This window comes from Stutzerimonas sp. VN223-3, from assembly GCF_045999685.1.
Lineage (GTDB): Bacteria > Pseudomonadota > Gammaproteobacteria > Pseudomonadales > Pseudomonadaceae > Stutzerimonas > Stutzerimonas stutzeri_AR.
In genome coordinates, this window is the sequence record NZ_RBEC01000001.1 from 1,511,136 (window position 1) to 1,525,583 (window position 14,448).

Below are 14,448 nucleotides of genomic sequence, written 5' to 3' on the forward strand. Positions count from 1 at the left end.
CCGACGGCGCATTTCGCGGCTACTCATCCATTCGGCGGTTCTCGACGTGCGGTAGTGAACCTCGCATTTTGCCCCTAGTCCCAACCCCAGCGCGGCATTCTTGAACCCCGACGGATTCGTCCTGCCGGCCGCAGGCGGGTTGTCCTTTCCGTGACGGATCACACCCTTATGGCTTCGACTCGGCTGATTGTTTCTCTTGCCCTGATGATCATTTTCTCCGCCATCGCCTTGCCTACGCTGGCTGGTGGCGCCATCACCAATGCGACGCTCCCGGCCGGCAAACCCGGCACCGTTCGGCTATTCGTGAATCGCGTCGGTAGCGGCAAGGCAATGGATGTGCGCAACGATACGGACGTGCCGGTTGAAGTGGTGCTGCGCCTGACACACATGGTCAACGTCGCGGGCGTCGGCAAAGGCGTGGTTCGTAAAACAGTGCCAGCACGTACCCGCATGCGCATCGCCACGTTGCGCAAACGCCAGTCGGGATATCCGTTGATGTATCAGCAGTCGTTCAGCTATGCGCTGATCTATTCGCCCGAGCCGGGCAAGAAAGGCTCCGTCGGCGGCCACGCCTATGCGCTGCCGTGGAAAGGCGGGCCGTTCCGTATCTCCCAAGGAGCCGGCGGAGACTTCAGCCACAACTCACCAAAGGGCCGCTACGCCGTCGACGTGGCGATGCCGGTGGGCACACCGATTACCGCGGCACGCGCCGGCATTGTGCTCAAGGTGCGCAATGGTCAAGGAGGCCGCCTGCCTGATCCAGCCGGCAACTATGTGCGAATTCTGCACGACGACGGCACGCACAGCGCCTACTTGCACTTGAAGCGTGGTTCGGTACAGGTGAAAGCAGGCCAGCAGGTCAAGGCTGGCTCTCTGCTGGGAAAATCCGGCAATACCGGACGCAGCACCGGACCGCATCTGCATTTCGTGGTGCAAAAACCCTACGGTGATTCCCTGGTATCGATCCCCTTCCGCTTCTCTCAGCCGGTCAGCTCACTCCCGAATTTCGCACGCAACGAGCAATAGCCGCCAGCGCTCAGACGGCTACCAACGCTGTCATCGCCGCCAATCGAAGGTGAACGTCTCGTCCGATGCCATGCGTTGCAGATGATCGGCGACCACGGTTTCCAATCGCTCCAGCTGCACCTCGTCCTCGGCCTGAACTTCGGCGCGCAGACTGCCCTCGCCCGCCTTCAACTGACACTTCCCGGCACCCAAAGCGATGCTGCCCTGCTGGTCATCGAAGCTAACCTCGAACTTATGGCTCCAGTGCTTGCAGAGGCGGCGGATGAGGCGGCTCGGGTTGGATGTGTCGATCTGTACTGTGGAACTGTGCATGATGAATCCTCGTTTCGACGGGCTGAACATCAGCCGAACTGGTAAGCCGAGAGCGTCGTGTGCATGACGCGATCGGAGAAAATCTTGCGCCCCGGACTGGTCGTACCGGCGCCGGCGGCAACCATCAGCGGAAGCAAATGTTCCTCGGCGCGCGGTGGATGGCAAAGCCGTGCGGCGGGCGCCTCGGCCCAATATTGCAGGGCAGTTTCACGCTGCGCGGGTGAAGATTCCACGGCCTCACTCAACCAGCAGTCGAACTCATCCGAGATCGGCGCGAAACGCGGATCGCCATAGCCGCGCATATTGTGGAAGCTCATACCGCTACCCACGATCAGCACCTCTTCGTCCCGCAATGGCGCAATGGCACGGCCAATCGCCAGGTGCGCCTGGGCATCGAGATCGCTGCGCAATGACAGCTGCACCACTGGCACCTCCGCTTCGGGGAACATCAGCTTGAGCGGTATGAAGACACCGTGATCGTAGCCGCGCTGTGCGTCCTCGCTGGCTTCGATACCAGCCTGACCGAGCAATTCGACCAGACGTGCAGCCAGCGATGGATCACCTGGCGCCGGGTAACGCAGCTCGTAAGTGTGCGCTGGAAAGCCACCGTAATCGTAGATGAGCTCGGGATTGGCGTTGGCGGTGACCTTGACCTGCTGTGCCAGCCAATGCCCGGACACCAGCACGACGGCTCGCGGGCGTCGTGGCAAGGTCGCGGCGATGCCCTTGAGGAACGCGGCCATCTTGTCCCAGGCATCGATAGGGTTCCATTCCATGAAGAAACAGGGGCCGGCGCCATGCGGCACGAACAGGGTCGGCATCCGCACCCGATCTGTTGCGCGCTCTCGATCACTAGTCATGGTTTGTCCTCACTGATGGGAGCGCAGTATGGATTACACTCCGTTTGGCTTGAACAAGGCAAAACACCTCAACAGTTTTAACTGAGAGTAGGAGCTTAGATGCTCGACAGAATCACCGGAATGCGTGTATTCGCCCGTGCCGCCAGTGCTGGCAGCCTCTCCGCCGCAGCGCGTCATTTCGGGCTTTCGCCTGCAATGGCGACCAAGCATGTCGATGCGCTGGAAGCCAGGCTCGGTGTCAAACTGTTCCACCGCAGCACGCGGCGATTGAGCCTGACCGCAGCTGGCAACAGCTACCTGGAGGCCTGTCTGCGCATCTTGCCGGAGATCGACGAGGCCGAAGCCAGCGTTGCTTCGCAGCGGGTCGAAGCCTCAGGATTGCTGCGCATGAATGTACCCCTGTCATTCGGCACCCGTTTCATTGCGCCGCTGATGCCCCGATTCAGCCGACGCCATCCCGCGGTGAAGGTCGAGTTGGGACTGACCGATAGCCAAGTCGACTTGGTCGACGGCCGCTGGGATCTGGCCGTAAGGATTGGCCGCCTCACTGATAGCCCGTTGCAGGCAAGGCGTTTAGCCGATTGCCCTATGCTGGTCTGCGCCTCACCCGGCTACCTCGCGGAGCACGGTGTGCCGCGTCGGGTCAGCGAACTGACCCAGCACAACTGCCTGGGCTATAGCCTGTCCGCGCTGCTCGGCGGCCGCGAATGGGCCTTCGGACCCGCTGCCGAAGTTCGCGTGCGCATCGAGGGCAATCTGGTAGCCAATAACGGCGCGGCACTGGTCGCTGCCGCGGTGGGCGACCAGGGCTTGATCTATCAGCCACAGTTCATCGTCGCCGCGGCGCTGAGCCGGGGTGAGCTGGTGGTGGTGGAACTGGATCAGCCGCCTCTGGGCCTCGGCGGCATTCATGTGGTGTACCCGCCGGACCGCCGCCCACCGGCCAAGGTGCGCGCGATGATCGATTACCTCGCAGACGCCTTCGCTGGCGATCTACCCTGGAACTCACCCCGCACATAACACCGCCGCGGCTCGATTGGGTATCAGGCCAATCATCGAGCGCTGTCGTTGCGGTGCAAGTTCTAGCCGCGTCCAAGACAGGCCCGCCCACACGCCCGGCTGAAAAAAAGATGAACCGTGAAAGCCGCGATCAGTCCGAATGAAGGTGCACCTGCTCGATGTCGCATGCTGCTGGTTTGTTCCACCTGCCAGGGTCTGGCAGCGATTCGCAGGAACGCCCGGTCTGCACTGTGATGGCTGACCGACTCGCAGTTCACCGCCCATTCAGACGATGAAGCCCTGCCCGGCTTGATCGGTCCATTACGGAGTAGCCATGAAAGCAGTCGTTTATCACGGTGTCGGCGATATCCGCCTCGAGGATGTAGCCGAACCCCGTATTGAAGCCCCTACCGATGCCATTGTGCGCATCACCGCCTCGGCCATCTGCGGCACCGATCTGCACTTCATTCGCGGCACCTTCAGCGGCATGAAACCCGGCACGATTCTCGGTCATGAAGCGGTGGGTATAGTCGAAGAACTTGGCGACGACGTGCGCAACCTGCAGGTTGGCGACCGTGTTGTGGTTCCTTCGACGATCGCCTGCGGCAATTGCTCTTATTGCCGCTCGGGCTATTTCGCCCAGTGCGACGTGGCCAACCCTAACGGCAAGGAAGCGGGCACAGCGTTCTATGGCGGTCCATCCGCGACCGGCCCGTTCCATGGCTTGCAGGCGGAAAAAGCCCGTATCCCGTTTGCCAACATCGGCCTGGTCAAGCTACCGCCCGAGATCAGCGATGATCAGGCAATCCTGCTTTCCGACATCTTCCCCACCGGTTATTTCGGCGCTGAGATGGCCGAGATCAAATCCGGCGATACCGTGGCGGTATTCGGCTGCGGCCCGGTCGGCCAGTTCGCTATTGCCAGCGCCAAGCTATTGGGTGCCGGTCGCGTTTTTGCCATCGACCAGTACGAAGATCGCCTGCGCATGGCCCAGCATCAGGGCGCGGAGATCATCGACTTCAACCGCGAAGATCCGGTGGAAACGCTCAAGCGGCTCACGGCGGGCATCGGTGTCGATCGGGTGATCGATGCGGTGGGCATCGACGCCGAGCATGGCTGCTGCAGCGGCAAACCGGCCGACGGCGCGCAAGCGGATCAGAGCGGCCAGTGGCAGCCGGGCGACGCGCCGTCGCAAGCGTTGGAGTGGGCCGTGCAGTGCCTGTCGAAGGCCGGCACCCTGTCCATCATCGGGGTGTATCCACCGGATGCCATGACTTTCCCCATCGGCATGGCGATGAACAAGAACATCACCATGAACATGGGCAACTGCCACCACCGCAAATATATCCCGCGCCTGATCGAGATGATTCAGGCTCGGCGTATCGATCCGGCGAAAATCCTCACTCAGATCAAACCAATGACCGACGTGATAGCCGCCTTCGAGGCGTTCGATCGGCGCGAGCGTGGCTGGATCAAGGTGGAGCTTCAACCACAACGCAGCAGCCCGGCCGGGCCTGGCTCGGAGGAAAACGTGGTGGACAAGGCGATCGCCGATACCTTCCCGGCCAGCGATCCGACCAGCATGCAGAACCCGCGGTAGCAAACAGGAGCAGGCGATGGCAGCCATCCATATCGGAATTTCAGGCTGGCGCTACGCTCCCTGGCGAGGCGACTTCTATCCCAAGGGACTTACCCAGAAGAACGAGTTGAAGTTCGCCTCGCGTGCCGTAAGCAGCATCGAGATCAACGGCTCTTTCTACGCGTTGCAACGTCCCGAACTGTACGCCGGCTGGTACGACGAAACACCCAAAGGCTTCGTTTTCAGCGTCAAGGCGCCGCGTTACATCACCCATATCCTGCGGTTGCGGGACGTGGAAAAGCCCATCGCCAACTTTCTTGCATCCGGCGTTCTTGCGCTCAAGGACAAGCTCGGGCCGATGCTCTGGCAGTTCCCGCCGTCCTTCAAGTTTGATCCCGAGCAATTCGAGACTTTCCTGAAGTTGCTGCCTCATGACACCGAGGCCGCGCTGGAATCGGCAAAAGGCTGTGAAGCGCGCATGGAAGGACGCAGTTATCTGCAAATCGACCACAAGCGCCGGCTGCGACATGCGGTGGAAATTCGTAATCAAAGCTTCGTCGATCCCGCATTCGTCGCATTACTGCGTAAGTACAACGTTGCGTTGGTGGTTGCCGATACGGCGGGCAAATGGCCTTACCGTGAAGATCTCACCAGTGACTTCGTCTATATCCGTCTGCATGGCGCTGAAGAACTCTATACCAGCGGTTATAGCGAAGAGGCACTGGATAACTGGTGTCGACGCATCAGCCTGTGGAGCGAAGGCCAACAACCTGATGACGCTCAACTCATCACCTCCGACGAGCCGCCAGTTCGAAAGTCGCGCGAGGTGTACTGCTATTTCGATAACGATGTGAAGGTCCGGGCGCCATACGATGCGCGACAGCTGTTGCGCCGGCTCGGGCTGGAGGAAGACCTGGAAACCACTCCGGGCCAGCTGGAAGGAGCACTGGTTTGAATCTGGACAAAAATCACCCGCTGGACAGCAGCGATCTGGATGCGCACATGTCCACGGCGGTCAACTCGATCCGCCTGCTCACCGTCAATACTCACAAGGGTTTCACCGCACTGAATCGACGCTTCATTCTGCCGGAGCTACGCGAGGCGGTCAGAGCGGTTTCGGCCGATGTGGTGTTTCTGCAGGAGGTGCTGGGCACGCATGAGAAGCACGCCCTGCGCTTCCATGATTGGCCGAAAATGTCGCAGTACGAATTTCTCGCCGACAGCATCTGGACCGACTTTGCCTACGGTCGCAACGCGGTCTACCCCGACGGCGACCACGGCAATGCCCTGCTCTCGAAATTTCCTATCACGCGCTACGAAAATTTGGACATCTCCATCGCCGGCCCGGAACGACGTGGGCTGTTGCACAGCGTGTTACAGGTTCCGGGGCACGATCAATTTCATGCGATCTGTGTGCATCTCGGCCTGCGCGAATCGCACCGTCAGCAGCAGTTGGCATTGCTCTGCGAGCTGCTCGACTCACTACCGCACGACGCGCCCGTAGTGGTGGCTGGTGACTTCAACGATTGGCGACTGAAGGGCGCTCAGGTATTGGACCGCTGCGCCGGCATGCACGAGGTGTTTGCCGTTGCGCAGGGCAAGGTCGCGAAGACTTTCCCGGCGCGCTGGCCAATGCTGCGTCTGGACCGTATTTATGTTCGAAATGCCACGAGCCATAAAGCGCGAATCCTCGGTAACAAACCCTGGACGCACTTGTCCGATCATCTGCCCCTGGCGGTGGAGATACACCTATGAATTTTCACTGGAGAGACGGGAATCGTCTTCAGTTGTTGGAAAACGGAGAGGAATTCTTTCCTGCCGTGTTCGAGGCCATTGCGGCCGCCGAAAAGGAAGTCCTGCTGGAAACCTTCATCTTCTTCAAGGACAAGGTTGGCGAGCAGCTTCAGCAAGTGCTGATCGCGGCGGCCGAACGTGGCGTCAGCGTCGATGTCACGGTGGACGGCTATGGATCGGCTGATCTCAACGGCGAATTCGCCGCTGCGATGACTCGCGCCGGGGTGCGCATTCACATGTTCGACCCCGGCAAGCGTCTGCTCGGCAGGCGCGTCAACGTGTTTCGCCGCATGCATCGCAAGATCGTGGTCACGGATGGCGATCTTGCCTTCATCGGCGGGATCAACTTTTCCGCAGACCACCTCGGCGACTACGGCCCGGCGGCCAAGCAAGACTATGCCTTGCGGGTAGAAGGACCGGTGGTGCACGACATTCACCGCTTCGCCCTTAACGCCATCGCTCCCGCTCAGGCCGGACGACGTTGGTGGCAGCGCCGGGTACATACTCAGAGCAATGGTTTCGTTGGCGTCAGCCGCGGCGAGGCCCGCTCCCTCTTCGTCACTCGTGACAACCACAACCATCGCAACGATATCGAGCAGCATTATCTGCAGGCGATACGTGACGCGCGCTCGCGGCTGCTAATTGCAAACGCCTACTTTTTTCCTGGCTATCGGGTATTGCGCGAAATCCGCAACGCGGCGCGGCGCGGCGTGCGGGTTCGGCTGATTCTGCAGGGCCAACCTGACATGCCTATCGCCAAGTTCGGCGCGCGCATGCTCTACAACTATCTGATGAGCGACGGGGTCGAGATTCACGAATATTGCCGCAGGCCGCTGCATGGCAAGGTCGCGCTGGCGGATTACGAATGGTCGACCGTCGGCTCGAGCAATCTCGATCCGCTCAGCCTCTCGCTGAATCTCGAAGCGAACCTGATCATTCGCGATCACAACTTCAACCGTCAATTGCACGAGAAACTCGACCGGTTGCTGCAGGAAGACTGCCGCCGTATTCCGCTTGAGCGGATCATCCGCGGTTACTGGTGGCGTGCGCCGTTGGCGTTTTTCATCTTCCACTTTTTACGTCATTTCCCGGAGATGGTGGGTTTGTTTCCCGCGCATCGGCCCAAGCTGCAGCTGCTCGATCCTGAGCCGCTGGAGCCAAACCCAGCCCCTCTGCAGCGAGATCACCGATGACCCGGCAATCCAAAGACCATGAACCACGTAGCGGCTGGCGACGGCGCTGGCCGTTGATCAAGAAGATCCTCACATACGTCTTCTTTATTCTGGTTGCCGTGCTGCTGATCGGCCTCGCGCGTAACGTCGACTGGGGCGAGGTTTACAAGACTCTGCGCAACTACAGCGCCCAGACGCTATGGATGGCCGGGGCTGCGGCGTTCGCCAGCTATGCCGTGTATTGCTTCTTCGACGTACTCGGCAAACGCTACGCACAGCACAACCTGCCGGTCCGGCAAATTCTCCCGGTAACTTTCGTCTGCTACGCGTTCAACCTCAACCTGAGCGCCTGGGTCGGCGGGATTGCGCTGCGCTATCGCCTCTACTCACGGCTCGGTCTGCGAGCATCGCAGATCACTCGTGTGTTCACCCTGAGCTTACTGACCAACTGGCTTGGCTATATCTGGTTGGCCGGCCTGATCTTTTCCATGGGCTGGATCACCCCGCCAGATGACTGGGAGATTGGCCATACGGCTCTGCGCGTGCTGGGCGCTGCCCTGTTGGTGGTTACGGTGATCTATCTCTGGGCGTGTGGCTTCTCCAAGCGTCGCCAATGGACGATACGCGACCATGAAGTTCACCTGCCATCGCTGCGCCTCGCGGCACTGCAGCTGGTATTGGGAGCGGCCAACTGGTCGCTGATGGCGCTGGTGGTCTATTACATGCTGTCGGAGAAGGCACCTTACCCCGAGGTACTGGGCATTCTCATGATCAGCAGCATCGCCGGCGTGATTACGCATATCCCGGCGGGCCTGGGCGTGATCGAGGCAGTATTTGTGGCGATGCTGGCGGGCGATCTCAGCAAGGGCGCTGTAGTCGCAGGGCTCATCGGCTATCGGGTGGTGTATTTCCTGGTACCGCTAATGTTCGCCACCATTGTTTATGTCGCGCTCGAAGCACGGGCGAAGAAACTGCGTTCCAGCAACGAGGCTCAACCCACCGAAACGCAGCCGGAAGAGCATCCGCCCACCGCGGCCTGAAGCGTTTCCGCGCTGGAATCCAGAGGCACGAAAAAGCCGGGACGATCAGATCGCCCCGGCTTTTCATTGCTGGCACCCCATACCGAGGCGCCGCTATCTACACCTGCGGTCGCAAAATAACGACACCAAGCGGTGGCAGCGTTAGCGACAAAGAAACCTCCTGACCATGTGCCGGAATTTGCTCGGCCAACATTCCGCCGCCGTTGCCGACGTTGGAACCACCGTAGCACTCGGCATCGCTGTTGAAGATCTCCAGCCAGCGACTATCCATCGGAACACCGATCCGATAGCCCTCGCGCACTACCGGAGTGAAATTGCCCACTACGAGCAGCGGATGACCGGTCGAGCTCTTGCGCAGCCAGGCGAACACGCTGTTGCTGCGGTCGTCGCCGATCAGCCACTGGAAGCCCTGCGGATCGGTATCAAGCTCGTGCAATGCCGGTTCCTGGCTGTACAGCCGATTGAGATCCCGGACGAGGTTTTGCGCGCCACGATGGTCGGCCTCTTCCAACAAGTGCCAGTCCAGCTCGCGGTCGTGGCTCCATTCGCGCCATTGGCCAAACTCGCAGCCCATGAACAACAGCTTCTTGCCCGGGTGCGTCCACATGAATGACAGATAAGCGCGCAAATTGGCGAATTTCTGCCAGCGGTCACCGGGCATCTTGTCGATCAACGATCCCTTGCCATGTACCACTTCGTCGTGGGAGATCGGCAGTACGAAGTGCTCCGAGTAGGCGTAGACCATGCTGAAAGTCATCTGGTCGTGGTGGTACTGCCGGTTGATCGGGTCTTCCTGTATGTACTTCAGGCTGTCGTGCATCCAGCCCATGTTCCACTTGTAGGCAAAGCCCAGCCCGCCCTCCGACGTCGGTTTACTGACTCCCGGAAATGCCGTGGATTCTTCGGCAATGACCAGGGCGCCAGGTGTTTCGGTCGCCACCACGTCGTTGAGATGACGAAGAAAGTCGATCGCCTCGAGGTTTTCCCGGCCGCCATGGCGGTTGGGTATCCATTCGCCTTCCTCCCGCGAATAGTCGCGATAGAGCATCGATGCCACCGCATCGACGCGCAATGCGTCGACATGGAATTCACGCAGCCAATGCAACGCCGAAGCGAGCATGAAGCCGTGTACTTCGGTGCGACCGAGGTTGTAGATGAAGGTGTCCCAGTCCTGGTGGAAGCCCTCGAAGGGGTGCGCATATTCGTACAGTGCAGTGCCATCGAATTCACCGAGGCCATGGGCGTCGGTGGGAAAGTGCGCAGGCACCCAGTCGAGAATCACGCCGATGCCGGCGTTGTGGCAGGCATCGACGAAGGCTGCGAAGTCATGCGCGTTGCCATAGCGCGCGCTGGGCGCGAACTGCGACAGCAGCTGATACCCCCAGGAACCGCCGAAGGGGTGCTCCATGATCGGCATCAGCTCGATATGTGTGAAGCCCATGTCCACGACATAAGGGATCAGGCGTTCGGCCAGCTCGTGCCAGTCATACAAACGACCGTGGTCGCCTCCGTCCCGACGCCAGGAGCCTGCGTGCAGCTCGTAGATGGTCATGGGCGCATTGTAGGACTGCCGTGCGACCCGCTGTTGCAACCAGGCTTCATCCTTCCACTGATATTCCAATGGATGAGAGATCACCGAAGCGGTTCCCGGCGGATGCTCGGTCGCAAGCGCGATGGGATCGGCTTTGAGCGGCAACACACCGTTAGGCCCAAGGATTTCGTATTTGTACTTGTCGCCGGGTTGCAGCCGCGGGATGAAAATTTCCCAGACACCTGAAGGTATGCGCAGACGCATCGGATGCCGACGGCCATCCCAATCATTGAAGCTGCCGACCACCGACACCCGGCGGGCGTTGGGTGCCCAGACGGCGAAGCGCACGCCCTGCACACCGTCGACTTCCATCGGCTGCGCACCGAACACACGGCCGATTTCCCGGTGATTACCCTCGGAGAACAGGTACATGTCCATCTCGCCGAGCTGCGGTCCGAAACTGAACGGGTCTTCGGTGATCTGCTCACCCCCCGCCCAGCGAATTTTCAGCAGATAGGGTTGCGGATGGGTCAGCCGGGTGAAGTAAAAACCGGGCACCTGGCCCTGCTCCATCGCGGCCAACAAGCGGCCACTGGTACGTTCCAGCACTTCGACGCCCAACGCGTTAGGCAGGTAAGCGCGCACCACCTGCCCGTCACCGTCGGAGTGCGGACCGAGGATAGAAAACGGATTGCCGTGTTCGGCGCGCACCAGCGCATCGACGTCAGCATCGGTTGGTAGCAGGGTTTCACCGGGCATGGTCACGGCCGGACGATCATTCATAGGGAACCTCCATCGGAAATCTGTTGTGCCAGCGTCGCCAGTCCCTGGAGCGGGACGGACAGCCAGGCCGGGCGGTTCTCTGCCTCATAGGCCACCTCATACGCCGTCTTTTCCAGGCTGAACAAGGCCAGCGCAGCATCGGCCCCAGCGGCATCCGCCCACGCGTGTGACATCTCAGCGGTGGCTTCGCGATAGGCCTCGAGAAACACGCCGCGTGCACTCTGCTGGTAGGTTTCGGATATGTTTTGCCGGGCCTGATCCGCCGTTTCGGAGCTGTCGCTGATTTGCGCGTTGCGCCTGGTCATCGCGGCTGCATATTCAAAGGACCGCAGCACTCCGGCGACATCCTTGAACGGACTCAGCTTGCTCCGACGCTCCTCCAACGAGCGCGCCGGCTCGCCTTCGAAGTCGATGAAGTAGGCATCGCCCTGAGCCACCAATACCTGACCGAGGTGCAGGTCGCCATGCACGCGCGTACGCAGACCGCCCAGTGTCTTGTCGGCAAGCCGCTTGACCTCGGCTGTCAGCTGCTTGCGTTGACCGAGCAATTGGTCAACCTGGGCGGCAGCTTTGCGGTCCAGATCGCCTCGGTGGGTCTGTAGCAAATCCAGGGCTCGCTCCACTTGAGCGGATACGGCTTTGGTCCACTCCTTGGCATCGGCCTGTTTGGTCGGTTCGCTGGCGAACGCCGGATTGTCGGTCTTCGCAGCGAGGGTCATGTGCATTTCACCCAAACGCTGGCCAAGCAGGCGATTGAAGGCATCCAGTTCTTCAAGCGCGCTGAACTGATTTTCGTGCAGCGAGACACCGCCAGCGATCTGGTCGCGTACGGCGCGATCGAGAGTATTGAGCGTCCATTCCCAGGCGTCGCCCTGATTGTCCAGATAACGCTGCACGACCATCAGCGCATAGGGCTCGCCCCGCTTGTCGAAGCGGCTGACCTGACCGAGCATCGCCGAAATATGGGTGAAACCCTGCTCGGTTAGAAAGCCGCCCATCTCCAACTCCGGGTGCATGCCTGCCGAGACGCGGCGCAACACCTTGATCATCATGCTGCCGCCAACGATTGCCGAGCTGTTGGACTGCTCAGCCGTGAGGTAGCGAACCTCGGCATCGGCCGGTAGCTCGATATCGGCCAACTGCGCCATCGGCTGGAAGCGAATCTCGCCGTCACCGCAGGGCAGCACCTGCTCTTCACGCAGCCCTTGAATCACACCCAGCACGAACTGGTTGAGCGCGAAGGCGTCGGTCAGCAGGCCTACTTGCGGTCCCCGGCGCACCCGCGCCATAGCCAGTTGCTGCGGCAAGGCGATATCGAAATCACCCTCATCGAGGAAGCCCAGCGGCAACTGATACAGATCGGTGCGGCCGGCGGACTCGACAGCAATCTCGCTCAGCAAAACCGGCCGCTGCGGATCGCCGAACGGCACGCTGTAGCAGATTTTGATCGAGTCGATGGAGGCATCCTTGCTGGCAAACCAGCGCCGCTTCGGCAGATAGGCCGGCAGCGACTCCGTTTCCAGGATGCGTTTGTTCGTCGCATTGAGCGTATCCAGACGCTTGAGCACGAGGGTCTGAAAGTCGGGCATGGTTTCCACCGGTTCCTGGTGCCAGCTGGGCATCTGGTGACTGGTTGCCAATTGGAACCAGTAGAAGCCGTAAGGTGGCAATGTCAGCAGATACGGCAACTGGCCGATCGGCGGGAAGGCACTGCCGCCGACCATTTCCACCGGCACCATGCCGGCGTAATGCGACAGTTCCAGTTCTGCGGCCTGAGCCGAGCGCGATACGTTGGCCACGCAGAAGATGACCTCGGTTTCGCCGTTGGGCCCGGTGTACTCACGCAAATACGCAAGGATCCGTCGGTTGCTCGGCGCCAGCATTTTCAACGTGCCGCGCCCGAACGCCTTGAATTGCTTGCGGATCGAGAGCAGACGCCGTGTCCAATTCAGCAACGAGTGCGGATCTCGCTGCTGCGCCTCGACGTTGATCGCTTGGTAGCCGTACAGCGGGTCCATGATGGGCGGCAGGACCAGGCTCGGCGGATCAGCGCGCGAAAAACCGCCGTTGCGGTCCACCGACCACTGCATCGGCGTACGGACGCCATCGCGGTCACCGAGGAAGATGTTGTCGCCCATGCCGATCTCGTCGCCGTAATAAATCACCGGCGTACCGGGCATTGACAACAACAGACTGTTGAGCAGCTCGATTCTTCGCCGATCCCGCTCGAGCAGCGGCGCCAGGCGCCGACGAATGCCGAGGTTGATCCGCGCGCGCTTATCGGAGGCATAGTAGTTCCAGAGGTAGTCGCGCTCCTTGTCGGTCACCATTTCCAGCGTTAGCTCGTCATGGTTTCGCAGAAAAATCGCCCACTGGCAGTTCTCCGGAATGTCCGGGGTTTGTCGCAGGATGTCGGTGATCGGAAAGCGGTCTTCCTGGGCCAGCGCCATGTACATACGCGGCATCAGCGGGAAGTGAAAGGCCATATGACACTCGTCACCGGGGCCGCCTTCCTCGCCGCCGAAATAAAGTTGGGTGTCTTCCGGCCACTGGTTGGCCTCGGCCAGGAGCATGCGGTCGGGGTAGTTCGCATCGATCTCAGCGCGAATCTGCTTCAGCACCACGTGGGTTTCAGGCAGGTTTTCGTTGTTGGTGCCGTCGCGCTCCACAAGATAGGGAATGGCATCCAGTCGCAACCCGTCGATGCCCAGGTCGAGCCAGTAGCGCATCACGCTCAGCACGGCCTTCATCACTTGCGGGTTATCGAAGTTGAGGTCCGGCTGGTGCGAATAGAAGCGGTGCCAGAAGTACTGCTGGGCGACCGGGTCCCAAGTCCAGTTCGACACTTCGGTATCGAGGAAGATGATCCGCGTGCCGTCGTATTTCTGGTCCGTATCTGACCAGACGTAGAAGTCGCGCGCTGCGGAGCCTTTCTTCGCCTTGCGCGCGCGCTGAAACCAAGAATGCTGGTCCGAGGTGTGGTTGATGACCAACTCGGTAATCACTCGAAGACCCCGCTTGTGCGCCTCGGCAATGAAACGCTTGGCATCGGCCATGGTGCCGTAGTCGGGATGCACACCGCGGTACTCGGCGATGTCGTATCCGTCATCGCGGCGTGGCGAGGGATAGAACGGCAGCAGCCAGACGGTATTGACGCCCAGGTCGGCGACGTAATCGAGCTTGTCGATCAGCCCCTGGAAATCTCCAACGCCGTCGTTATTCGAGTCATAAAAGGATTTGAGATGGACCTGATAGACCACCGCATCCTTATACCAAAGCGGGTCTTTGATAAAGGCGGCTGGTTTGCGCGCTTTAGCCATATTCTCGTTCCTTTTGTGGCATCCAGACCCGA

11 protein-coding genes are annotated in these 14,448 nt (G+C 60.4%); 7 read left to right on the plus strand and 4 right to left on the minus strand.

All coding sequences use genetic code 11. The features are described 5' to 3' along the window. The first annotated feature begins 168 nt into the window (after positions 1–168). The gene (locus tag D7241_RS06830; protein ID WP_408100865.1) at positions 169–1,026 is read left to right on the plus strand and encodes a M23 family metallopeptidase; all 858 of its coding nucleotides are present in this window, start codon (positions 169–171) and stop codon (positions 1,024–1,026) included. Between the two features lie 30 nt (positions 1,027–1,056). Here D7241_RS06830 and D7241_RS06835 read toward each other — a convergent pair whose 3' ends face one another. Beyond that, positions 1,057–1,338: a DUF2218 domain-containing protein gene (locus D7241_RS06835; RefSeq protein WP_408100866.1), complete on the minus strand. Its 282-nt coding sequence runs from the start codon at positions 1,336–1,338 to the stop codon at positions 1,057–1,059. A 29-nt stretch (positions 1,339–1,367) separates the two neighbouring features. After that, positions 1,368–2,198, minus strand: coding sequence for a DODA-type extradiol aromatic ring-opening family dioxygenase (locus tag D7241_RS06840; protein ID WP_408100867.1), 831 nt, complete (start codon positions 2,196–2,198; stop codon positions 1,368–1,370). 99 nt (positions 2,199–2,297) lie between these two features. On the opposite strand from D7241_RS06840, the gene D7241_RS06845 reads away from it, so the two are divergent. The 6 genes from D7241_RS06845 (at position 2,298) to D7241_RS06870 (ending at position 8,782) form a co-directional block, all read left to right on the plus strand. Continuing rightward, positions 2,298–3,218 (plus strand): LysR family transcriptional regulator, encoded by a 921-nt coding sequence (locus D7241_RS06845; protein ID WP_408100868.1) that lies wholly within the window; start codon positions 2,298–2,300, stop codon positions 3,216–3,218. Positions 3,219–3,531: 313 nt separating this feature from the next. Further along, the gene (locus D7241_RS06850; RefSeq protein WP_408100869.1) at positions 3,532–4,797 is read left to right on the plus strand and encodes a zinc-dependent alcohol dehydrogenase; all 1,266 of its coding nucleotides are present in this window, start codon (positions 3,532–3,534) and stop codon (positions 4,795–4,797) included. Positions 4,798–4,813: 16 nt separating this feature from the next. Next, positions 4,814–5,731 (plus strand): DUF72 domain-containing protein, encoded by a 918-nt coding sequence (locus tag D7241_RS06855; protein ID WP_255976096.1) that lies wholly within the window; start codon positions 4,814–4,816, stop codon positions 5,729–5,731. Continuing rightward, the gene (locus D7241_RS06860) at positions 5,728–6,531 is read left to right on the plus strand and encodes an endonuclease/exonuclease/phosphatase family protein (protein WP_255976098.1); all 804 of its coding nucleotides are present in this window, start codon (positions 5,728–5,730) and stop codon (positions 6,529–6,531) included. Before D7241_RS06855 ends, D7241_RS06860 begins: the two co-directional genes overlap by 4 nt. Continuing rightward, positions 6,528–7,763, plus strand: coding sequence for a cardiolipin synthase ClsB (gene clsB, locus D7241_RS06865; protein WP_408100870.1), 1,236 nt, complete (start codon positions 6,528–6,530; stop codon positions 7,761–7,763). Before D7241_RS06860 ends, clsB begins: the two co-directional genes overlap by 4 nt. Next, entirely contained in the window at positions 7,760–8,782 is a 1,023-nt protein-coding gene (locus tag D7241_RS06870; protein ID WP_408100871.1) for a lysylphosphatidylglycerol synthase domain-containing protein, read from the plus strand. The genes clsB and D7241_RS06870 overlap by 4 nt, the downstream gene beginning before the upstream one ends. Before the next feature lie 97 nt (positions 8,783–8,879). On the opposite strand, the gene glgB is transcribed toward D7241_RS06870, so the two are convergent. Both glgB and treS read right to left on the minus strand, forming a co-directional pair. Next, positions 8,880–11,096, minus strand: coding sequence for a 1,4-alpha-glucan branching protein GlgB (glgB, locus tag D7241_RS06875; protein WP_408100872.1), 2,217 nt, complete (start codon positions 11,094–11,096; stop codon positions 8,880–8,882). After that, a complete protein-coding gene (gene treS, locus D7241_RS06880; RefSeq protein WP_408100873.1) occupies positions 11,093–14,416 on the minus strand; it encodes a maltose alpha-D-glucosyltransferase in 3,324 nt (1,107 codons plus the stop codon). The genes glgB and treS overlap by 4 nt, the downstream gene beginning before the upstream one ends. Positions 14,417–14,448 lie beyond the last annotated feature (32 nt).